Consider the following 20,996-nt stretch of genomic DNA (forward strand, 5'->3'; position numbering starts at 1 on the left):
TCATGTTTGATTATCAAACTCCCTCTCAAGGTTATCCGTGTCATGCCAACCATTTATGGTAGAGGAGAAGCCTGATGAATATTAGCGCACACATCCTTAGAAAAAAACATAACACCATGAATTATATGAACAACACAGGAGTTTTCTAGTCGAATTCATTGAATTTATCAATACCGCAACCATCCAAAATTGCACGAAAAATCGCGCAAAAAAAATAAATTACTTAACACACGCACATTATGTATTTTGTTTGAAAAAACGGGGGATGTGAAATGACAGATTCAACTGGTAAAAAACCCAAAAAAGATGACACGCCGACTGGTAGAGCCAAGGGAGGTAAGGCTTTAGCAGCCAAGCGTACTCCAGAAGAAAGAAAAGCCGCGTCAGTCAAGGCTGCAGCGGCTAGAAAAGAGTTGGCATCTCTTCCTGAAGTCGCTTATGGTTCTCCCGAAGAACCGCTCAGAATAGCTGATATTTCCCTGGAATGTTATGTACTAAACGATGAAGCTAAAACTCGTGTATTAGCGGCAGGGGGGGTCGGCAGTAGCCTCGGTTTTCATCCTGCAAGCGCTTCAGCACGATTAGTAAACCTTTTAACTAGTGATCGTGTTTTACCTTTTATTAATGATGAATTAGTTCATCAACTCCAAAATCCAATAAAATTTAAATATCCATCCAGTAATGTAGTTGGAATGGCTTATCCTGCAACGATTCTTGCAGACATATGTGATGCAATTTTAGGTGCAAGGAAAGAAGGCACATTGTTAAAGCAGCAATCGCATATTGCAGACAAAGCTGAAATCCTTATAAGGGGATTCGCACGAGTAGGCATCGTTGCATTAATAGACGAGATAACTGGATTTCAAAGAGATAGAAAACGTGATGCTTTGGCTGCAATTCTTGAGAAATTCGTTTCAAAAGAAATGCGTCCTTGGTTGAAGACCTTTCAGTTAGATTTTTTTGAAGAGCTTTGTCGCGTCTGGGGATATGCTATGCCTGAAAAACCTGGTGCATACCCTCCTGTTTTTGCTCATGTGATTAGAGATATCGTATATGACAGATTAGCTCCGGGCGTGCGTAGTCAGCTGCAAGAATTAAAAAAGAAACGAGGTGGTAAAATGCATCAATGGCTCAGTGCTAATGCGGGATACAACGATTTAACTCGTCATTTAGGAGAACTAACAATGCTGTTAAGAATGACTCCAGATGGTGGTAAAGAACAGTTTATGTCTACTCTTGACCGCTTAAAGCCAAAGATAACGATTGAGCAATTAATCGATGCTTCGGATGCTAAATCTCTTAGAAACTCTAAAAAATAAACTTGAAAAATGTAGCTTACAATCATGTAGGCTATTTTTACTGACACCAACACCTTGATTACAAGCCTAACCAGATAAATCACAATAAATAACTTACTATGCAGCGAGCCAATCGTGAGAAATTATTTATCAAGGCATTAAACGCCAGGATTTCTTCAAAATTTTTAAGGTAATTTTGTAATTCATCTCAGAGTACAGGTTGCCAGCTAAATGCTATAGGAATATTCATGGTACAAATTTGTCACACAGGCTGAATCGGGACAGTAACAATATTAGATAAGGGATTGATTTAACTGGTGCCGGAAACAGGAGTCGAACCTGCGACCTTCGCATTACGAATGCGCTGCTCTACCAACTGAGCTATACCGGCATTGAGGCGGGAACTACGGGGAGTAAACATAGAAAAATCGGGGGGATGAGTCAAGATGGTGCCGGTTAAGTGCTGCGTTTTTCAGCATCACCCGGGCTGGCCTTACGATTTTGACGCGAAAAAGCCGCGGCGAACAGCGCCCTCTCGCGCCAGGCACAAAAAAAGGCGAGGCTGCAGCCTCGCCAAAAGGTGCTGGCCTCAATCGTAATAAGGAAGCTTACGATCGACACCGTTGATATTGACCAGCACAAAGCCCGTCGGCGTGGTTTTATTGGTCGGCGTACCTGCTGCCGTCGCGACGGTAAGCACGCCTTTCTCGTTAGCCCCAATACCCGCGACGCCATTGTGCAGGCCAAAGCGCGCCGCCGGTTTGAGGGTGCCCATTTTGGTGGTATCCGTCACCACCGAGAAGTCAGGCTGGAACAGCGAACAGGAGCCGGCTTCAAAACGCGTCGGACCGGTGGTCTTCAGGTTAATCAGCGTGTCGCCGCTGTTGGCGCGCAGCTTCACCCATACCACGGCATAGGTGGTGCCGACGCGGCTGTAGCGAATATCCAGCACCGCCGGCTGCCCCATATGGCAGGCGTCCGCCCATACCGTTTCCAGCCGCTGCAGGTTAATCCACGTTTTCCCGGTGCCCGCCAGATTGACCGGCGAAGCGGCCGTTCCGGTTGGCTGGGTGGCGTCGGCTTTACCAATCAGCTCCATCACCCACTGCTGATTCGCCGTCGGGAAGAACAGCTGGCCGAGGCGATACCAGTTATCGGTGTCGGTATTGTTGGTGACTTTGTGGCCGCTGTAATAGCCCGCGCGGAATGAGCCGGTGATCAGCGTGCCGTGATGCTCTTCGCGGCGATAGCCGTAGTCAAAAGTCGACAGCCAGCGCGTGCCGGCCATATCGTTCGTGATCTTTGCTCCGGACTGCAGGCCAATCTGGCGCATGATGACGCGCGCATTATTGAGATTGAACGGCGTGCCGCAATCCTCAATGTTCAGCGTATCAATGCTCCAGGCACCGTCCGACAGATCGCCCGGATTACGCGTGTGCTCAATCCACACGTTACGCATGATGCCCTGCGTCACGCGCGGCATGTACAGCGTGGCGTCGCCATAGCCGGTCTGGAAGTTACAGTTGCAGATCTCGATAGCCGTTGAGTGGTCCCACTTGCCGTTTGGCGAGTTCGACCAGCCAATGTCAAACACCCGGCCATAGGTCCACAGCGTGTAGATCTGGTCAAATTTACTGTCGAGCGTATCCAGCGCTTTAATCACCGTGCCGCCGCTGTTTTGCGCGCGGAAACAGTAAATATTTAACGTGGTGCCTTCGATGCAGGTGTTTTCGAAGAACGGCTGCACGTTGGTACACATCTCGGCGGTAATGGTACCTTTGTTGGTGGTGACGTCGGCCGATGCCTGACCGTGCCAGGTGATGCCTTTGATCGCGGTCCGCCGTGCCTTCACTTTGAACACCGTGTTGGCACTTTTGTCGGAGATGATGGTGGTGCGCGGCAGCGAACCCAGCTCCACGTCATCCCCCTGCAGACCAAAAAAGGCGATCTCGGTAGCGCTGATGTCGATCGGGTTAATCAGGAATTTACCGCCCGGGAAACGCACCGGCAGGTCACGGATATTCCCGCTGTAGCCCTGCGTCCACGCCAGCATGCGGTTAAAGGCGTCGGTATCGTTAGCGTAACCGTCCCCTTTCGCGCCGAAGTGGTAGACGTTGACGTCGGCCGGATCGTTGATCACGCGTTTCCAGTAAAAGCCATTGCCGACCGCCAGCGTACCGCCGTCATCGGCGGCCGTGGTGGTGCCGATAAAGCCGGTGAAATCACCGCCGCCACGGAAGGTGGAATCCGGGTTATAGCGGCGCAGGAACGCCAGATCGCCGTTTTTGGCCGGCACAGTGGTACGCAGTTCAGCAAAAGAGTTAACTTCGATCATCTTAGCCTCCTCGGCATTTCAGGTTTGCAATACAAAGCGAGAGAACAGCGTCAGTGCGCCGCCAGGCGGCAGTGCTGGTCCCAGAGATCGTTGTGGTTGTTGATGGCGCGCACGGTGCGAATGTCCATGCGTTCGGCGTCATTGCCGTGGGTGTAAATCGGGGAAAATAACGAACAGGCGGAGTCGATAACGACGGGCGCCTCAGGGTTGGTGGTATTTCGACTGCTGCAGCTTGTCACGAGCAGCAGCGTCATCAAGATTACCGTTGCGGGTTTCCACACGTCTGGCCTCCTCACGCAGCTGTTGCTGCTGCTGATTAACTTCAACCGCCTGCGCGGCGGTCTTTTCGGCCTGCGCAACATCAGCTTTCGCCTGCTGCTGCACCTTGCCGATTTTTTTGCCGCCGGCGTAGCTGGCAATCAGCGCGGCAATCACGCCGCCAATCGCCGCCAGCCAGTGCCAGCTGCCGGCAAGCTGAGAAAGAAGAAAGCTCATGGTTTGTCCTCCAGCGTTTTTCTCTGCTCCACCAGGTTCTTCTGACGCACGAACTGCGCCAGTACGCCCATCGCCACCATGAAGGCACCGATCAGGCCGAGATAGTTGTGCGGCAGGATCTCTTTGATATCCGCCGGCAGTGCGTTCCATGCATCCAGCGCTGACGAGGGAAACGACTGCACCCAGGCGCTGAGCATTGAACCCAGCGACGCCAGCCACACCGACCAGGTTTTAAACAGCAGGCGCGCGTGTTTAACAAACTCCAGCGTGGTGAAGCGCTGCAGCAACAGCAGCAGGATGATGGCCGCCAGCACGGCGATAATGAACAACAGCCAGCGCATGTTCATAACAGCCCCCTGTAGATGTCGTAGGTGCCCGTGCGCATCACTTCGGCATGACGCCGGGCGCGCCCCGCAGTTTGCCGCGCCCACAGGCTGTCGAGCATGGCGTTCGCCGCCGCGTCGAAATCGCGTTGCGTCACCGCGGTGAGCATGCCGCGAAACAGCGCCAGACCGTCGACGCCCATCTGGTAGGCCATGCTGATCAGCACATCGCTGCGCGCTTCATTGCATTGACTCAGTGCCTGCTGCACCAGTGCGCGCTGCTGCATCTCCTGCACCTTGCCTTCAACGATGCACTGCTTCCACACGTCGCCAACGCGGCGCGGTACGCGGAAGATATAGTGGCTGAGCGACGCGCCTTTCGGCCCGATGCGAATACCGCCCGCAACGGTGGGAAACCCCTGCGTGTCGAGGTAAGGCGCTTCGCGGTATCCCTCTTCGAAATTCAAAATGGCAATGATTTGGCTCATAACGGTTCCTCTTTGACGGGCGCAACGGCATGAAAAGCTGCGCAAATAACCACAATACATAAACCTCGCTGATCGGTTGCGCCGGGCGACAGGCAGCCGTTAAGCGCAACGCTCAAGCGCAACTAAACAGTGAGGGAAGGTGAAACGTTCCGTTCAGAACTGGGAAAACAGCAGAGAATTAACGCACGGCGTACAAATGAACGTGGGGCAAACAGCAGTTATCAAAGCTGGGGTTGTCATTGCAGGGCCGCGTGGGCGCCAGTACTGCGCGGTCTACCCGGGAGCGGATTTCCCGCTGGCAGATGCGCTCGGCGGTGCGCAGGGTGATCTCATCACACTCCAGGCCCAGGGCACTGTCGATGCTGCGCTTCAGGCGGCTGAGCGGCTGACGCCGCCGGTGGCGACGGGTGCGCGCGTTTCCGCTAAAGACTGATTTGCCATATTGAATAATCGCCATAACTCCTCCTGTGAATGAGTCTTTGGCGATGGGGTGGTGAGCACGGCGATTCGGCACAGACCGGGACGTCCGTGGCCCCTCTGCAATCACCCGCAACTGGCTTGCCCGGCCGTAAAAAACGGCCAGGCATAAGCAGAGGAGAGTAAAAGCAGAGGACAACTGACGACGCTGCTAAGTGCGTATCCACCCCATCCCAAAATTCACTGACTTTGGGTGGGTTGTCTCGCGCTTGTGCAGCGCCTCAATTGTTTAAGAGCGGGCTCATCCGGGAGCAGAGATGTCGTCCATCTATGGTCAAATTATTAACAGGTTCTAATGCATTGGCAAACACTGACAGTTAATTTTTTATTTACCGGCAGTTAAATTTTTGATTTCAGCCGGATTATTTTTTTGCCGGTTAACGCACTGCTGCTCAGCCCAGAATCTGATAGTCACGCGCCTGGCTCATGATGACGCGAGCAATCACCTGCAGCGACGCCGCTTCGTCCAGCGTCAGATACCAGGTCTCGTAGCGTTTGTTGTCGGAGATCACCGCCACCTTCTTGTGCTGTAACTGCAGCCGCTTGAGGTAGAGCTGGTTGTCGAGATTAAACAGGTAGATGCCGTCGCCGTCGAAGCGGTGCACGCTGATATCGACAAACAGCTGATCGCGCGGTGCAAAAGTACCGGCCATGGAGTCACTGTTCAGGGCAATCAGCCGGATATTTTCGGCCGGGCGGCCGTTAAACAGCACGCGCGCCTCATCCAGACCGTATTCAATCGCCTGAATGGTCTCGACCAGTTCGTCGCGCGCGACAATACCCTGTGCGCTGCGTTGCCCGATATCCAGGCTTTCGACGCGGAACATGTGCTGCGGATCGATCAGGCGCTGACGGGCAAGCGCCACATCCGGTTTTTCCATGCCGAACTGTAGCCACTCCACGCGCACGCCTAACAGCTGGCTGAGCGCCAGCAGATTACTGTCATCCGGAATGGATTGCGCGTTAAACCATTTCCAGACCCCTGGAGTTGAGATCCTGCATCCCCGTTGTTGCAGTGCCTGAGCGACCTGTTTGTTCCGTCCATGTCCGACAATTCCCGCGCTCTCGCATGCGGCAATCAGCCTGGCAGTAAAAGCTTGTCTCGTAATCTCTTTTTTAACCATCAGTTAATAGTCTGCCATCAGTAAAAGACTGAATGTTATTTTCATTTTTGCTACCAGTTCATTTTATATTACCGCTAGTTTACTACCCAACCGCTTTTATCAATAAAGCTGGACGATCATTATCCTCTTCGCCCTGGTGGAAACCAGTAATGAATCTCTGACAGCTTGTTCTGACAGGGGTTTTCAGGATTGTTCTGTAACGCTGAGACCAGCACCCACAGCAAAAAATGGGCGAAAAGCCGCAGGCGCGCCACAGATGACAGGAATAAAACGAAAAGCTCTGGAAATAACTGGATCGAAAGCGATCAAAAAGGGCACCGCGTCAGGTGCCCATTGTGATGCCGGAGAGAAAACTAACGGCGCAGGGTATCGTCGCCCCAGCCAATCCATTTGTAGGTGGTGAGCGCTTCGAGGCCCATCGGACCGCGCGCATGCAGTTTCTGCGTACTGACCGCTACTTCAGCGCCGAGACCGAACTGGCCGCCGTCGGTAAAGCGGGTGCTGGCGTTGACGTACACTGCCGATGAGTCGACCTGATTCACGAAGCGATTGGCGTTGCCAATACTGCGCGTCAGAATGCCATCGGAGTGCTGGGTGCCGTGCATGCGGATGTGCGCGACCGCTTCATTGAGGTCCGCCACCAGCTTGACGTTCAGATCGTTCGACAGCCACTCATCGTCGTATTGGTGCATCTGCACCGCCACCACGCTGGCCGGGCCCTGCTGCAGCAGCGCCAGCGCGTTTTCGTCGGCGTGCAGCGCAATGTTCTCCTGCGCCATACGCTGCAGAAACGCCGGAATGAAACGCTCAGCCTGATCGCGATGAATCAGCAGCGTTTCCAGCGAGTTACAGGCGCTGGGACGCTGCTTCTTGGCGTTAACAATCACCTCCAGCGCGGCGTCCGTCTCCATGGTTTCGTCGAGATAGAGATGGCACACGCCGATACCGCCGGTGATCACCGGAATGGTGGAATTTTCGCGACACAGCTTGTGCAGCCCGGCACCGCCGCGCGGGATCAGCATGTCAACGTAGCGATCCAGCTTCAGCAGCTGATTCACCAGTTCGCGATCCGGGTTCTCAATCGCCTGCACCGCTGCTGCCGGTAAACCATGCTCGATGAGCGCGTTCTGGATCACCCGCACCGTGGCGGCGTTGGTGCGCCAGGTCTCTTTGCCGCCGCGCAGAATCGCCGCGTTGCCGGTTTTCAGACACAGTGACGCCACATCGACCGTGACGTTCGGGCGCGCTTCGTAGATCACCCCGATCACGCCGAGCGGCACGCGACGTCGTTCAATGCGCAGGCCGCTGTCGAGCCGCCCGCCGTCGATCAGCTGGCCAACCGGATCGGCCAGACGGCACACCTGGCGCACGTCATCCGCGATGCCTTTCAGGCGCTGCGGGTTGAGCGTCAGACGATCGAGCAGCGCCGCACTCATGCCGTTAGTGCGCGCATCGGCCAGATCCTGCTGGTTAGCCGCCAGAATGTCGGCGCTTTCCGCTTCCAGCCGATCGGCGATGGTCAGCAGTACCTGATTTTTTTGTTCGGTGGAGAGCTCCGCCAGTTTGTACGACGCTTCACGCGCCGCTTTACCCATCTGTTCTAACATCATCCGCTCCTTAACTGACGATCATATCGTCGCGGTGCACCGCAACCGGGCCATATTCGTAACCGAGGATCTCACCAATCTCCTGACTGTGATGACCGGCGATCATGCGCATCGCATCGCTGTTGTAGCGCGTGACGCCGTGGGCGATATCGCGCCCCTGCAGGTTACGGATGCGGATCACTTCGCCGCGCGAGAAATTGCCCTGCACGTCACGGACGCCTTTCGGCAGCAGCGAACTGCCGCGCTCCAGCACCGCCGCCAGCGCGCCGTCGTCAATGGTGATCTCGCCCGCCGGTGGCGCGCCGAAGATCCAGCGCTTGCGATTTTCCAGCGGTGACTGCTGCGCGTGGAAGCGCGTCCCCACCGGTTTGCCGTGCAGCACATCCCCGATCACATCCGCGCGGCTGCCGGCCGCAATGATGACATCAATGCCGGCGCGGCAGGCAACATCCGCCGCCTGCAGTTTGGTGGCCATGCCGCCGGTGCCGAGACCGGAGACGCTGCCGCCAGCCAGCGTGCGCAGCGCATCATCAATCTGATGCACATCGCTGATCAGTTCTGCCTCGGGATTGGTGCGCGGATCGGCGGTAAACAGACCTGGCTGATCGGTCAGCAGCAGCAGTTTATCGGCACCGCCGAGCATCGCCGCCAGCGCGGACAGGTTGTCATTATCGCCCACCTTGATTTCCGCGGTTGCCACCGCGTCGTTCTCGTTAATGACCGGCACGATATGGTTGTCGAGCAGCGCGCGCAGCATATCGCGCGCGTAGAGGAAGCGTTCACGATCTTCCATGTCGGCGCGCGTCAGCAGCATCTGCCCGATATGGATACCGTAGATGGAGAACAGCTGCTCCCACAGCTGGATTAAACGACTCTGCCCCACCGCAGCCAGCAGCTGCTTTGAGGCGATGGTCGGTGGCAGTTCCGGGTAACCAAGGTGTTCGCGACCGGCGGCAATCGCGCCTGAGGTGACGATGATAATGCGATGACCGGCGGCGTGCAGTTGTGCACACTGCCGAACCAGCTCCACCATATGCGCCCGGTTCAGCCGGCGCGATCCGCCGGTGAGGACGCTGGTACCCAATTTGACCACCAGGGTCTGACTGCCACTCATGTTTTTCCTGCCATGTAAGAAAAAAATCTGCGAAGGGACGTTTTAACAGGAGTCAGCAAGGAAGCCAACAGCGGCAAGGGGAAAAGCACAAAAAACGCCTGACAAGCGGGTAGACCAAAAGTTCGCGATTAACAAGAAATCAGAAAAAATGTCATAAAACTTTCATTGCCAGTCGGTAAAACGTCCCGTGTTTTACAAACCTTTTCACGGGTACAACAAATTTTACTCATTGGGATTGATAGCAAAATGAAGAAAAGCACACTGGCACTCATCGTTTCCGCGCTGGCTCTGGCCTCAACCGCACAAGCCGCTGAAGTTTATAACAAAGACGGTAACAAACTGGATCTGTACGGTCGTGTGAAAGGCATGCACTACTTCAGCGACAACGCAGCCGCTGACGGCGACAAAACTTACATCCGTCTGGGCTTCAAAGGGCAGACGCAGATTAACGACCTGATGACCGGCTACGGTCAGTGGGAATATCAGTTCCAGGGTAACCGCGCAGAAACCAACACCGACGCTAATATCGGTAACAAAACCCGTCTGGGCTTTGCCGGTCTGAAGTTTGGTAACTACGGCTCTGTTGATTACGGTCGTAACTACGGCGTGGTTTACGATGTGCTGGCATGGACCGACGTGCTGCCAGAATTCGGTGGCGACAGCGCCTACACCGACACCTACATGCTGGGCCGTACTTCTGGCGTCGCCACTTACCGCAACAGCAATTTCTTCGGTCTGGTGGATGGCCTGCGTTTCGCGGTGCAGTATCAGGGCAAGAACGATTCCACCAGCGCCAACGGCCGTTCAGAGATTCCTAAGCAGAACGGCGACGGTTACGGTGCGTCACTGGGTTACACCCTCGGCGATAGCGGTGTCAGCCTGATGAGTGCGATCTCCTCTGCTGACCGGACCAACTCGCAGGACGTGGCGACCCGTCTGGGCCGTGGTGACAAAGCGGAAGCCTGGGGCGCGGGCATCAAATATGACGCGAACAGCATCTACCTGGCATCGACCTACTCTGAAACCCGTAACATGACGCCAATCACGGGCGGCGTGGCGAATAAAACGCAGAACTTTGAAGTGGTTGCGCAGTATCAGTTCGACTTCGGTCTGCGTCCATCGCTGGGCTACGTGCAGAGCAAAGGCAAAGACATTGAAGGCATTGGCGATGCGGACATCGTGAAATATGTCGACGTGGCGATGACGTACTACTTCAACAAAAACATGTCGGCCATGGTTGACTACAAAATCAACCAGCTGGATGACAACAACCCGCTGGGCATCAACAGCGATGACGTGGTGGCGGTCGGTCTGACCTACCAGTTCTAAGCTTCAGCATTACCCTGTCTGTGTCTGTAAAAAAAGAGCCGGCTCATCACCGGCTCTTTCTTATTCAGGTCTGACTCAGGTTCAGGCACTGAGTTTAACCGGCTCTTCTTTGAACCCCGCCGCGGGCCTGAGATCAAGCTTAAACTCATGCAGCGTGGCTTTCAGGCGCTCGTGGAAATTACGCAGCGTGCTCTCCACTTTCTCATTGTTCTCTTTGCCCTTGATGGCGGCCACGCTCCAGTCGCCGTCTTTATCAAACAGGCCGAAGTGGTATTCGTAGGTGAAGTGATCTTCATAGGCGTTCAGCGTCATCCACCAGCCCCAGAACTCGCGGCTTTCCGGCGCCGGTTTGACGTTGACGCACGCCGCCAGGCAATCAAAGAAGAAACGCGTCTCTTCACACTGTCCTTCACGGATGTACGGCCCCAATTCGGTGAAGCGCTTAAGCAGGCGACTACGGGGGTGACCACTCGGTAACGTCATGCTAACTCTCTCCCTCAAATAAACCGTATAAAACGCAGCGCGGCGGCAAAACGCCACCGCACGTATTTTCCCGAAGATAAGTTGTAGCAGAGTCTGCGTATTTCGCCAGTTAGCGCTGCAACTGTTTTGCCAGCCAGTCGCAAATTTGATTAAGCGCTTTGTCAAAGCTGGCAAACACTGGCGTGGCGGGAATCGCCAGCGCCTTGCCCTGCGCCGAGGAGTTGACGATCAGCTGCGCCTCCTCTTCCGGGCTGAACAGATCGTTGGGCCAGTAAGCGGCCAGCATCGGCACCGGCGTCCGGCGGCCCAGCAGGCCCTGCACTTTGAGCGAATAGCGATTGAGCTCGATGCGCAGATTGCTGTCGGAGGTCGACGACATGCCCAGCCGGCTGGCCAGCATGTCCATATACATATCCGGCAGCTGCTGCTGGCGCTGCGCATCGACAAACACGTGATGCACCATCGGCCCGAGCGACGCCACCGCGCGCAGACGCGGCACCTCAAGGTAAGCCAGCCGCGTCGCCACGTTGGCGCCAAAGCGGTAACCGAACAGCGCCACGCGCGTGTGGTCAATCCACGGCACGTTGCTCAGTTCGCGCAGCACCTGCTGATGCAGCTGGCTGGTGTCCTGATTGAGCGTCCATTTGCTGCTGAAACCCACCGACGGCATATCCAGCGTCAGCATGGCGATGCCGCGCGGTGCCAGATAATCGTGAAACAGCCGGTAATGGTCGCTCTGCAGCGAGTCGAGACCGCCGCACAGCAGCACGGTGGGATACGGCGCGCTGGCCTGCGCCGGCATATGCAGGAAGCCGGTGACCGGACTGCCGCCGCTGATGGGAAAGGTCAGGGATTTCAGCTCGCCGGGCAGGCGCTGGGTGGCTTCTTCATAAGCGCGATTCGCCAGCACCTGCGCCTGATCCGCCAGCTCATCACCTTTAATGTAGGGATACGCGGCCAGGCTGTACAGACTGGCGGCATGCAGCCACTGCTGGCCGGCCTCATCGTGATCGGCGTTCTGCATCGCGCGCTGCTGCCACAGCGCCGCCTGCTTCGACCACTCATAGTTCCAGTTGCCGCCGCGATAGCCAATCACCGTGTCCAGCAGCGTTTCGTCGGTGTGTTCAAACTCACTGACGGCAATGCGCGCCAGCACTTCGCTGATCTCCTGCGGCGCCAGGCCGCGCCACGTCCACAGCAGCTTATTCAGCATGCGATACCAGCCGCGCTGGGTATCGCCTTCCAGGGCATTGTGCACCTGCGCCGTCGGGTGGTGCTGGCGATGCACCAGCGAGGAGGTTTCCGGGTGTTTGAAGCGGGGTTTGAACAGTTCTTCGCTGAGATTTTTCTCGGCCATCTTAAGCTTCTCCTGCGGCAGTCGCATAGATGGCTAAGAGTGTACTGCACCCGCCGCACGGGCGCGAGGCGCAGAAAGCACAACGCCCGGCATAACCGGGCGTTGTTTGCGTTGCATCAATCAGCTTTTTACAATCGGCGGAATGTACACCACGCCCATGTCCCACGGCTGCTCGATCCAGGTGTTCTGCGGAATATCGACAATGTAGTCGTCCACCAGTGCGCGGCCAGCCGGCTTAGCGAAGATGGTGCAGAAACGCGCTTTTGGATACATATCACGAATCGCCTGCGCGGTACCGCCGGTATCCACCAGATCGTCGATGACCACAAAACCTTCACCGTCGCCTTCTGCGCGCTTCAGCACTTTCATTTCACGCTGGTGATCGTGATCGTAGCTGGAGATGCACACGGTATCGACGTAGCGAATCCCCAGTTCACGCGCCAGAAGCGATGCCGGAACCAGACCACCGCGGCTGACCGCGATGATGCCTTTCCACTGTTCCACAGGAAGCAGGCGCTGGGCCAGTTTACGGGCATGAATCTGCAGCATGTCCCAGGTAACGACGTATTTTTCGCTCATAAAAGGAATCCCGGCCAATGAGATTGGCTTAAAAATATGCAAGGGGGAAAAGGTTGCGCGAGATTATAAGGATCTGACGCGTTAAAAACCAGCACCCGTCACATCGGTTGCAGGTTTTTAGCGCGCCCGATGGCGCACCCGGCAGGAAACAGTGATATTCTCTGGCCCATCACGTCAGATGTGCTGACGGCGATCTTTCACTGGAAACCCGCGTGCGAGCGGTATGTCCGCCGCGCTGACACAGGAGACGCGTTGTGTCTGAATTGTCTCAACTTTCCCCGCAGCCGCTGTGGGATATCTTCGCAAAAATCTGCTCGATTCCGCACCCTTCTTACCATGAAGAAGCGCTGGCCGAATACGTTGTTGGCTGGGCTAAAGAGCAAGGTTTCTGGGTTGAACGCGATCAGGTCGGCAATATCCTGATTCGTAAACCTGCTACCGCAGGCATGGAAAACCGTACTCCGGTGGCGCTGCAGGCGCACCTTGATATGGTGCCGCAGAAGAACAATGACACGGTACACGACTTCACCAAAGACCCGATTCAGCCGTACGTTGATGGCGAGTGGGTGAAAGCGCGCGGCACCACGCTGGGTGCGGATAACGGTATCGGTATGGCCTCTGCGCTGGCGGTGCTGGCGGACAACAGTCTGACCCACGGTCCGCTGGAAGTGCTGCTGACCATGACCGAAGAGTCGGGCATGGACGGTGCCTTTGGTCTGCAACCAAACTGGCTGCAGGCGGACATCCTGATCAACACCGACTCGGAAGAGGAAGGTGAGATCTACATGGGCTGCGCCGGGGGTATCGACTTTATCACTACCCTGCCGCTGAGCCGCGAGGCCGTGCCTGCCGGTTACGAAACCCTGAAACTGACGCTGAAAGGTTTGAAAGGCGGCCACTCCGGCGCGGACATTCATCTTGGTCTCGGCAACGCCAACAAGCTGCTGGCGCGCTTCCTTGCCGTCCACGCTGCTGAGCTGGATATCCGTCTGATTGAGTTCACCGGCGGTACGCTGCGCAATGCGATTCCACGCGAAGCGTTCGCTACGCTGGCCATCGACAGCCATAAAGTGGATGCGCTGAAGTCTGCTGCCGCCCATTTCCAGGCCACGCTGCAGAATGAGCTGGGCAGTAAAGAGAAGAACGTCGCCGTGCTGAGCGAGCCACTGGCGCATCAGGGCCAGGCGCTGACCGCAGACAGCCGCGATCGCTTCATCAACCTGCTGAACAGCACGCCAAACGGTGTGATTCGCAACTCGGACGTGGCGAAAGGCGTGGTGGAAACCTCGCTTAACGTCGGCGTGGTCACGATGGAGCAGGACAGCGCCGAGATCATCTGCCTGATTCGCTCGCTGATCGACACCGGTAAAGATTGGGTGGTCGAAACCCTGACTTCGCTGGGTGCGCTGGCCGGGGCGAAAACCGCGCCGAAAGGCGGTTACCCGGGCTGGCAGCCGGATGCCGACTCGCCCATCATGGCGCTGACGCGTAAGACCTATGAAGCGCTGTTTGGCAAGACGCCAAACATTCAGGTGATTCACGCCGGCCTGGAGTGCGGTCTGTTCAAAAAACCGTATCCGGACATGGACATGGTGTCGATTGGGCCAACCATCACCGGTCCACACTCGCCGGACGAGCAGGTGCACATCGACAGCGTCGGTCTGTACTGGAAACTGCTGACCGCGCTGCTGAACGTGGTGCCGGAAAAAGCGTAACGCCGTTGCGATAAAAAAAATCCTGCCCCCGGGCAGGATTTTTTATTTACGGTAACGGTGCCGCGTCAGGCGACCGCGCTGTAGCGCTCTTCCAGCGGCAACATCTCCAGCAACGGCAGCGTCTCACTGCGTGCCAGCTGAACGCCGCTCTCGACGCGCAGATCGAGGTTGTCCAGGCTGAGCGTGGCGGGAGAGGCAGACTGCGGCGACTCACTGAACAGCTGCGGTGCAGCATCGCTTAGCAGCGACGTCAGCGTCAGCGAGCTTTCATCCAGCGCCAGCATCGTGAAATCCTCTTCAACCGGCTCTTCAACGATCAGTTTAAACACCTCCGTTTTAAAGAAGCGTCCCTGAACCTGCAGATTATGCTCGCCCGGATCGAGATACCACTTAGGCTCCAGCGTCCATTCACCTTTGCTGTTGACCTTAGCGGAGCCAATTTTGACACCGTCATCAAGCAGATAAACGAACTCACCCGGTAAGCCGGTACCTTTAAATGACGGTCTGTCATCGTCCGTGGTGTCGCCTGGCTGCAACAGCGCCGGCTCGTTAACGTCATCAAATACCTGGGTAATTTTCAACTCAATCACATTGATCGGCATAGTGTTACTCGCAATGCCGGCCATTTTCGCGACCAGTTCATGTTTACCCACGGCCAGATCGCTATGCGGCTGGAAACGCCACATGCCATCCGCACCCACGCCAGCGCTACCAATCAACACGTCATTATCGTAAATTTCTACCATCTGGCCCGGGCGGCCTTGTCCGATAATAGTCGGGCGACGATCGTAAAACTTATCGTTTTCAGCCATGTAATCGTAGTTACGGACATGATCCTCAAGCCATAAGATGTCCGGCGCATCTTCCATCGCGGCAACAATATCAACATAGAAAGGCTTGCTGTAGAACCCCTGACTGATAGCGATCAGTTTGTGCGAACCCAGCCGCATATCACGCCCAGGTTCAATAAACCATGTGCCGTTTTCACCGACGATGGCTGTGCCCAATAGCGTACCACCTGAGACCAGTTCAACCAGACTACCTGGCTGCCCAATACCGCTGATATTCGGACGCGTATCATCGGTCACACCGTTGTCGCCAATTGTTCCAGAAAGACCCGCATCATCGTACAGGCTCCAGATACGGGTTTCCGCCACGATATCAATTTTCCACGGCGCGCTCTTCTTACCGTTGCTATCGACCACCAGACTGTAGCTGCCCGGATCCAGATCGCTGTAGGGTTCCATCTTCCAGTGACCGTTGGCATCTACGATAGCATTCGCCACCTGAATACCGTTGGCCAGCAGCGTGACGGTTTCGCCCGGAATGCCTTTACCGCTCAGGGTTGGCCGTGCGTCATCCGTTTTACGCCCCTGCGCAACATTACCTGAATCGTAGCCCGCATCGTCATACACCGCGTGGATCTCCGGTGCCTGACCCTGCATGGGCACAATGTTAATCGGATAGATGTCGCTTACCGAGTCGCCATTGCTGACCCAGAGTTTATTCATACCATAACGTAATTCGATATCCGGCTTGATGCTCCAGTTACCTTGCGCATCCGAACGCGCGCTGCCGAGGATACCGCCGGAATCCAGCAGCCAGATGGTGGTGTGCGGCAGCGCGGTGCCGCTGACAATCGGACGGCGATCGTCGCTGTCTTTACCTGGCTCAACCACCCCCACTTCATTCACATTGTCATGAATAGCCACGATCACCGGCTCAGACCCTTCACGGATCACCACGTTGAGTTCAACCGGTTCACTGACCACGCCATTGATGTAAACCGCGAGGTGGTGTTTACCCAATGCCAAATCGTTAGACGGCTGCAGCGTCCAGTTGCCCTGCTTATCCACCACGGTATAAGTAATGCCGCGGCCATTATCCATCAGCCACACCACCGCACCCGGCGTGCCCACGCCTTTCAGCAGCGGACGACGGTCGTCGGTATCATCTCCAGGCTTCAGCAGGCCGGTTTCATCCACGCGGTCAAAGATTTCCAGAATTTCTGGTTTGATGGTTTTCACCGGCACCACCTCGACCTTAAAGCCGCTGCTGGTCATGCCCTGGCTCTGCACCGTCAGGTTATGTTCACCTAACGCAAAATCGCGCGACGGCTGCAGGCTCCAGTTGCCTTTGGCATCAACGCGGGTCTGGCCGATTACCGTGCCGTTATCCAGCAGCGTTACGGTGGCCCCCGGCGTGCCGCTGCCTTTGATCAGCGGGCGGCGATCGTCGGTCTTGTCACCGTGCAGCACATTACCGGTTTCACCCACGTTATCGTACAGTGAGAGGATTTTCGGCGACTCTACGTTGACTGAAGAGATGTTGATCGCATAAGGCTCGCTGTACTGGCCCTGACTGTATAGTCTGAAGTTATGCACACCCTGCGGTAAGTCATAACCGAATGTCAGATCAAAAGTGCCATCGCGTCCGGTTTGAAAATGGAAAATCAGTTTATTGTTGTCGTACAGATAAACCACTGCCCCCGGATTTACCTTACCGGTAAGGCGTGGACGCACATCGTCAGTGAACCCGCCGCGTGAAACGACGCCGGTCTCGCCAACATCATCATAGATTGACGTAATGGTCGGGCGGGTTGAGTAATAATTTGCCATGTTGCACCTTGAGTGAGGAGTGTAAAAGCGTGCATTGTTGGCGATTCATTAGTGGAACGATGTACGAAACGTCCCGAAGAGAGCGGAAGCGGGCGCGGCGTTACAGTCCCAGCACTAGCTGGCGCTCCAGCTGTGGATTTACCAGCGTGACGTGCAGCCCCACCAGCCGCACACCGCGTCCGGCGCGGCGCTCGTCCCAGGCCTGACGCGCTACGGCGATCATGTCGTCTTTATTCAGCACCGGCCAGACATGCTCCTGGGTGGTGAGCTGGAAATCGTTGAACTTCAGCTTTACGCCCTGGCGTGCAATCTGCTTATCCGGGCGGATCGCGCTGAGACGGCGATCGAGCTCGGCATAGAGAAAATCAATAATCTCCAGGCACTGCTCCCAGTGATGGATGTCCTCGCCCAGCGTACGCTCGACGCCCAGCGATTTGCGTTCGCGCTCCACCACCACGTCGCGATCGTCGATGCCGTTGCTGCGCTCCCACAGCACGCGGCCAAATTTTCCAAAGCGCTTCAGCAGCTGCGCCAGATCGGCCTGTTGTACGTCAGCGCAGGTGCGCAGCCCCATCTCTTCGAGCTTTTTGGTGGCCACTTTGCCAACGCCGGGAATCTTGCTCAGCGGCAGCGTCAGCAGAAAGTCCGGCATCGCCTGCGGCGTAATCACATACTGGCCGTCAGGCTTGTTCATGTCTGAGGCGATTTTGGCGAGGAACTTGATCGGCGCAATGCCGGCGGACGCGGTCAGGCCGGTTTCGCGCAGGATATCGGCGCGAATCGCCTGCGCCATCAGCGTGGCCGATCCCTGGCAGTGTTCACTGTCGGTGACGTCCAGGTAGGCTTCATCCAGCGACAATGGCTCAATCAGTGGCGTATAGCGGGTAAAGATGGCGCGAATCTGCTGCGAGGCTTCTTTATAGGCATCAAAGCGGCCGGGCAGCAGTTTCAGATGGGGACAGAGGCGCAGCGCCGTGGCGGTTGGCATCGCGCTGCGCACGCCGTATTTCCGCGCCGGATAGTTGGCGGTGCTGATTACCCCACGCTGCACGCGGCTGCCGCCGATGGCAATCGGGATATCACGTAATGAAGGATCGTCGCGCATTTCCACTGCCGCGAAAAAGCAGTCCATATCGACATGAATGATTTTGCGCATACGCCCCTCCGGATACTGGATAAGTATACAGCAGAGAAAAACAACGGCAATATTTGTGGCGCGTGCGATTAAAGTTTACAAATTTGTGGTCGTATTCCCTTTAGGATTGCACCATTTTCTCGGACTCCGGCTTGATTAAACGCCAGACAATGATAATGTTGCGCTGCGGTAGCGGATATTTCCGATAATGCAATACAGTGACGCACTGCGTCAGCGTTCCTCTTCACTTCAAGGTACACACAGAATGGGCAGAATCGCATTATTGTTTGCGATGATTCTTATGCCGCTCCTGAGCTGGGCAATGACGCCTGAGCCAATGCAGCCGCTGGCTCCGGTGAGCAAAGAGTTAAAGAAACAATTACTGGGTACACCGGTATTTATTCAGATCTTCAAGGAAGAGCGTACGCTGGAACTGTACGGCAAAATCGGTAATGAATATCGTCTGCTGGACAGCTATCGCATCTGTAACTTCTCCGGCGGCCTCGGGCCGAAACGTCGTCAGGGCGATTTTAAAAGTCCGGAAGGCTTTTATAACGTGAAGATGAATCAGCTTAAGCCGGACAGCCGTTTTTATCGCGCCATCAATACCGGATTCCCGAATCAGTACGATCGCGCCAAAGGCTATAACGGTAACTACCTGATGATTCACGGCGATTGCGTGTCCGTGGGCTGCTATGCCATGACCAACGCGTCGATGGATGAGATCTTCACCTATGTGAACGCCGCGCTGCGCAACGGTCAGCAGGATGTGCAGGTCAACATCTTCCCGTTCCGCATGACCGACAGCAACATGCAGCGTCATCGTTACTCGACTTACATCAGCTTCTGGCGTGAACTGCAGCCGGGCTATGCTTACTTCGCCAAATACCACGTGCCGCCAACGGTCAACGTGACGGCAACCGGTCAGTATGCGGTGAACAACACGCCGGTCATGACCACGCCGGAAGCGGCGTCGAAATCATTCCTGGCGCTCACCCAGGTAAAATAATGCCCACTCACCTGGCACGATGCGGTGCCAGGTTTCATTACCGGTCAGCGGCTGTGTCGCAATCACCGTCACCACGTCTTTCGGCGTGGTCTGCTGCAGAAAATCAATCTCCACATCCTGATCGAGCAGCTTCGCTTTGCCAAACGGCGCGCTGCGCGTAATCCAGTACAGATTGGTTGAGCAGAAGGCCATCAGATAGCGTCCGTCAGACAGCAGCATATTGAACACGCCCTTCTGACGCAGCTCCGTCGCCAGTTCCGCCACATAGCGAAACACCGCCGGCCAGTTGCCCGGCGTGCGCGGATAGCGCTCAGCCAGCTTATGCAGAATCCAGCAAAACGCCTTTTCGCTGTCGGTTTCGCCTACCGGACGGAAATGTCCGGTCTCCAGCTGGCGATAGCCCTTTAGCTGGCCGTTATGCGCGTAAGTCCAGTTGCGCCCCCACAGTTCGCGGGTAAACGGATGGGTATTTTCCAGTGACACCTGGCCGCGATTGGCCTGACGAATATGCGCCACCACCGAGTGCGACTTAATCGGATACTCCTGCACCAGGCGGGCAATCGGCGAGTTGTAGCTCGGCAGCGGATCTTTAAAGGTGCGGCAGCCTTTATCTTCGTAAAAGGTGATGCCCCAGCCATCTTTGTGCGGCCCGGTTCCACCGCCACGCTGCACCAGACCGGTAAAACTGAAACAGATATCCGTGGGGACATTGGCGCTCATCCCGAGCAATTCGCACATAGCAACCGCCTTATCAGAACCTCCCGCGGGCGCGGGAGGAGCACGTCATCACTTAACCATCTCTTTTTCGATTAACAGCATCAGGATATGGATCACTTTGATGTGAATCTCCTGAATGCGATCGGCATATCCAAAGTGCGGCACGCGAATTTCGATATCGGCCGTACCGGCCATTTTGCCACCGTCTTTGCCGGTCAGGGTAATCACTTTCATGCCTTTGGCGCGCGCGGCTTCTACGGCTTTGATGATGTTGGCCGAGTTACCCGAAGTGGACAGCCCCAGCAGCACATCGCCCTCGCGCCCGACCGCCTCGATGTAGCGGGAGAACACATAGTCGTAGCCAAAATCGTTGCTGACGCAGGAGAGATGGCTGACATCCGAAATGGCGATGGCCGGATAGCTAGGACGATTTTCGCGGTAGCGCCCGGTCAGCTCCTCAGCGAAGTGCATGGCATCGCAGTGCGAGCCGCCGTTGCCGCAGGAGAGCACTTTGCCACCGGCTTTGAAGCTGTCGGCCAGCAGCACGGCTGCGCGCTGAATGGCGTGAATGTTGGCTTCATCACTCAGGAACTTATTGAGCGTATCGGCGGCTTCATTGAGTTCTGAGCGAATAATGTCCTGATACATAGGGATGTCCTTTAGAGGAAAATTGACCCAGCAAGTTTAACGGAATGGGCCAGAGCCGCAAAGCGCCCGCAGCAGGGAAAAGCGCGACGCCGCGCTGACGTTTAATTGCCGGCGCGATTTTGTGAGTTCGGTTGTAATTGCGATG

At 55.9% G+C, this 20,996-nt stretch carries 20 protein-coding genes and 1 tRNA gene; 4 read left to right on the forward strand and 17 right to left on the reverse strand.

Annotated elements, in window-relative coordinates; translation table 11 throughout:
- The first annotated feature begins 272 nt into the window (after window positions 1-272).
- Window positions 273-1,319 (forward strand): P63C domain-containing protein, encoded by a 1,047-nt coding sequence (locus F3I21_RS06545; RefSeq protein ID WP_150058524.1) that lies wholly within the window; start codon window positions 273-275, stop codon window positions 1,317-1,319.
- 294 nt (window positions 1,320-1,613) lie between these two features.
- Here F3I21_RS06545 and F3I21_RS06550 read toward each other — a convergent pair.
- The 10 genes from F3I21_RS06550 to proB all read right to left on the reverse strand — a co-directional run bounded on the left by F3I21_RS06550 (window position 1,614) and on the right by proB (window position 9,261).
- Window positions 1,614-1,689, reverse strand: a tRNA-Thr gene (locus tag F3I21_RS06550).
- Between the two features lie 198 nt (window positions 1,690-1,887).
- Window positions 1,888-3,633, reverse strand: a complete 1,746-nt coding sequence (locus F3I21_RS06555) for an amylovoran biosynthesis protein AmsF (RefSeq protein WP_150058525.1) — start codon at window positions 3,631-3,633, stop codon at window positions 1,888-1,890.
- A gap of 50 nt (window positions 3,634-3,683) precedes the next feature.
- Window positions 3,684-3,887 carry a hypothetical protein gene (locus F3I21_RS06560; protein ID WP_150058526.1) on the reverse strand — a complete coding sequence of 68 codons (204 nt, stop codon included), beginning with the start codon at window positions 3,885-3,887 and terminating at the stop codon, window positions 3,684-3,686.
- Complete coding sequence (locus F3I21_RS06565; protein WP_058769339.1) at window positions 3,835-4,128, reverse strand: hypothetical protein; 294 nt, start codon at window positions 4,126-4,128, stop codon at window positions 3,835-3,837. Before F3I21_RS06565 ends, F3I21_RS06560 begins: the two co-directional genes overlap by 53 nt.
- Window positions 4,125-4,469 carry a hypothetical protein gene (locus F3I21_RS06570; RefSeq protein WP_190286078.1) on the reverse strand — a complete coding sequence of 115 codons (345 nt, stop codon included), beginning with the start codon at window positions 4,467-4,469 and terminating at the stop codon, window positions 4,125-4,127. Before F3I21_RS06570 ends, F3I21_RS06565 begins: the two co-directional genes overlap by 4 nt.
- Window positions 4,470-4,471: 2 nt before the next feature.
- Window positions 4,472-4,939 carry a glycoside hydrolase family protein gene (locus F3I21_RS06575; RefSeq protein ID WP_021507272.1) on the reverse strand — a complete coding sequence of 156 codons (468 nt, stop codon included), beginning with the start codon at window positions 4,937-4,939 and terminating at the stop codon, window positions 4,472-4,474.
- 178 nt (window positions 4,940-5,117) lie between these two features.
- The gene (locus tag F3I21_RS06580) at window positions 5,118-5,396 is read right to left on the reverse strand and encodes a hypothetical protein (protein WP_021507273.1); all 279 of its coding nucleotides are present in this window, start codon (window positions 5,394-5,396) and stop codon (window positions 5,118-5,120) included.
- Window positions 5,397-5,808: 412 nt separating this feature from the next.
- Window positions 5,809-6,540 (reverse strand): S24 family peptidase, encoded by a 732-nt coding sequence (locus F3I21_RS06585; RefSeq protein ID WP_150058528.1) that lies wholly within the window; start codon window positions 6,538-6,540, stop codon window positions 5,809-5,811.
- 353 nt (window positions 6,541-6,893) lie between these two features.
- Window positions 6,894-8,147, reverse strand: coding sequence for a glutamate-5-semialdehyde dehydrogenase (proA, locus tag F3I21_RS06590; RefSeq protein ID WP_150058577.1), 1,254 nt, complete (start codon window positions 8,145-8,147; stop codon window positions 6,894-6,896).
- A 10-nt stretch (window positions 8,148-8,157) separates the two neighbouring features.
- Window positions 8,158-9,261, reverse strand: a complete 1,104-nt coding sequence (proB, locus tag F3I21_RS06595) for a glutamate 5-kinase (protein WP_088517013.1) — start codon at window positions 9,259-9,261, stop codon at window positions 8,158-8,160.
- Window positions 9,262-9,507: 246 nt separating this feature from the next.
- Here proB and ompC point away from each other — a divergent pair, with 246 nt between their 5' ends.
- On the forward strand, window positions 9,508-10,590 hold the full coding sequence (ompC, locus tag F3I21_RS06600) for a porin OmpC (protein ID WP_021507277.1): 1,083 nt from the start codon (window positions 9,508-9,510) through the stop codon (window positions 10,588-10,590).
- Window positions 10,591-10,671: 81 nt separating this feature from the next.
- Here ompC and crl read toward each other — a convergent pair whose 3' ends face one another.
- The 3 genes from crl to gpt all read right to left on the reverse strand — a co-directional run bounded on the left by crl (window position 10,672) and on the right by gpt (window position 13,009).
- Window positions 10,672-11,073 (reverse strand): sigma factor-binding protein Crl, encoded by a 402-nt coding sequence (gene crl / locus F3I21_RS06605; RefSeq protein ID WP_021313042.1) that lies wholly within the window; start codon window positions 11,071-11,073, stop codon window positions 10,672-10,674.
- Between the two features lie 109 nt (window positions 11,074-11,182).
- Window positions 11,183-12,430 carry an esterase FrsA gene (frsA, locus tag F3I21_RS06610; protein ID WP_127833722.1) on the reverse strand — a complete coding sequence of 416 codons (1,248 nt, stop codon included), beginning with the start codon at window positions 12,428-12,430 and terminating at the stop codon, window positions 11,183-11,185.
- A gap of 120 nt (window positions 12,431-12,550) precedes the next feature.
- Entirely contained in the window at window positions 12,551-13,009 is a 459-nt protein-coding gene (gene gpt, locus F3I21_RS06615) for a xanthine phosphoribosyltransferase (protein ID WP_021507279.1), read from the reverse strand.
- A 254-nt stretch (window positions 13,010-13,263) separates the two neighbouring features.
- Between gpt and pepD the strand changes: the two genes are divergently transcribed.
- Window positions 13,264-14,724, forward strand: a complete 1,461-nt coding sequence (gene pepD / locus F3I21_RS06620; RefSeq protein ID WP_150058529.1) for a beta-Ala-His dipeptidase — start codon at window positions 13,264-13,266, stop codon at window positions 14,722-14,724.
- A 65-nt stretch (window positions 14,725-14,789) separates the two neighbouring features.
- Here pepD and F3I21_RS06625 read toward each other — a convergent pair whose 3' ends face one another.
- A complete protein-coding gene (locus F3I21_RS06625) occupies window positions 14,790-17,342 on the reverse strand; it encodes an Ig-like domain-containing protein (protein WP_150058530.1) in 2,553 nt (850 codons plus the stop codon).
- 100 nt (window positions 17,343-17,442) lie between these two features.
- Window positions 17,443-18,498: a DNA polymerase IV gene (dinB, locus tag F3I21_RS06630; RefSeq protein WP_058758014.1), complete on the reverse strand. Its 1,056-nt coding sequence runs from the start codon at window positions 18,496-18,498 to the stop codon at window positions 17,443-17,445.
- Window positions 18,499-18,742: 244 nt separating this feature from the next.
- Between dinB and dpaA the strand changes: the two genes are divergently transcribed.
- Window positions 18,743-19,486, forward strand: coding sequence for a peptidoglycan meso-diaminopimelic acid protein amidase (gene dpaA / locus F3I21_RS06635; protein ID WP_021507282.1), 744 nt, complete (start codon window positions 18,743-18,745; stop codon window positions 19,484-19,486).
- Here dpaA and F3I21_RS06640 read toward each other — a convergent pair.
- Window positions 19,457-20,224: a class II glutamine amidotransferase gene (locus F3I21_RS06640; RefSeq protein ID WP_150058531.1), complete on the reverse strand. Its 768-nt coding sequence runs from the start codon at window positions 20,222-20,224 to the stop codon at window positions 19,457-19,459. The two genes, dpaA and F3I21_RS06640, sit on opposite strands and share 30 nt — an antisense overlap.
- Before the next feature lie 48 nt (window positions 20,225-20,272).
- A complete protein-coding gene (gene lpcA, locus F3I21_RS06645; protein ID WP_150058532.1) occupies window positions 20,273-20,851 on the reverse strand; it encodes a D-sedoheptulose 7-phosphate isomerase in 579 nt (192 codons plus the stop codon).
- Between the last annotated feature and the right edge of the window lie 145 nt (window positions 20,852-20,996).

This window comes from Pantoea sp. B_9, assembly GCF_008632015.1.
GTDB lineage: Bacteria > Pseudomonadota > Gammaproteobacteria > Enterobacterales > Enterobacteriaceae > Pantoea > Pantoea dispersa.

Excerpts from the sequence above, each read along its gene's own strand:
- F3I21_RS06570 (WP_190286078.1), bottom strand. The coding sequence starts at position 4,469 with ATGCGCTGGCTGTTGTTCATTATCGCCGTGCTGGCGGCCATCATCCTG.
- dinB (WP_058758014.1), bottom strand. The coding sequence starts at position 18,498 with ATGCGCAAAATCATTCATGTCGATATGGACTGCTTTTTCGCGGCAGTG.
- F3I21_RS06560 (WP_150058526.1), bottom strand. The coding sequence starts at position 3,887 with ATGACGCTGCTGCTCGTGACAAGCTGCAGCAGTCGAAATACCACCAAC.
- F3I21_RS06585 (WP_150058528.1), bottom strand. The coding sequence starts at position 6,540 with ATGGTTAAAAAAGAGATTACGAGACAAGCTTTTACTGCCAGGCTGATT.
- F3I21_RS06625 (WP_150058530.1), bottom strand. The coding sequence starts at position 17,342 with ATGGCAAATTATTACTCAACCCGCCCGACCATTACGTCAATCTATGAT.
- ompC (WP_021507277.1), top strand. The coding sequence starts at position 9,508 with ATGAAGAAAAGCACACTGGCACTCATCGTTTCCGCGCTGGCTCTGGCC.
- frsA (WP_127833722.1), bottom strand. The coding sequence starts at position 12,430 with ATGGCCGAGAAAAATCTCAGCGAAGAACTGTTCAAACCCCGCTTCAAA.
- F3I21_RS06565 (WP_058769339.1), bottom strand. The coding sequence starts at position 4,128 with ATGAGCTTTCTTCTTTCTCAGCTTGCCGGCAGCTGGCACTGGCTGGCG.
- gpt (WP_021507279.1), bottom strand. The coding sequence starts at position 13,009 with ATGAGCGAAAAATACGTCGTTACCTGGGACATGCTGCAGATTCATGCC.
- dpaA (WP_021507282.1), top strand. The coding sequence starts at position 18,743 with ATGGGCAGAATCGCATTATTGTTTGCGATGATTCTTATGCCGCTCCTG.
- proB (WP_088517013.1), bottom strand. The coding sequence starts at position 9,261 with ATGAGTGGCAGTCAGACCCTGGTGGTCAAATTGGGTACCAGCGTCCTC.
- lpcA (WP_150058532.1), bottom strand. The coding sequence starts at position 20,851 with ATGTATCAGGACATTATTCGCTCAGAACTCAATGAAGCCGCCGATACG.
- F3I21_RS06580 (WP_021507273.1), bottom strand. The coding sequence starts at position 5,396 with ATGGCGATTATTCAATATGGCAAATCAGTCTTTAGCGGAAACGCGCGC.
- F3I21_RS06545 (WP_150058524.1), top strand. The coding sequence starts at position 273 with ATGACAGATTCAACTGGTAAAAAACCCAAAAAAGATGACACGCCGACT.
- F3I21_RS06640 (WP_150058531.1), bottom strand. The coding sequence starts at position 20,224 with ATGTGCGAATTGCTCGGGATGAGCGCCAATGTCCCCACGGATATCTGT.
- proA (WP_150058577.1), bottom strand. The coding sequence starts at position 8,147 with ATGTTAGAACAGATGGGTAAAGCGGCGCGTGAAGCGTCGTACAAACTG.
- crl (WP_021313042.1), bottom strand. The coding sequence starts at position 11,073 with ATGACGTTACCGAGTGGTCACCCCCGTAGTCGCCTGCTTAAGCGCTTC.
- F3I21_RS06575 (WP_021507272.1), bottom strand. The coding sequence starts at position 4,939 with ATGAGCCAAATCATTGCCATTTTGAATTTCGAAGAGGGATACCGCGAA.
- F3I21_RS06555 (WP_150058525.1), bottom strand. The coding sequence starts at position 3,633 with ATGATCGAAGTTAACTCTTTTGCTGAACTGCGTACCACTGTGCCGGCC.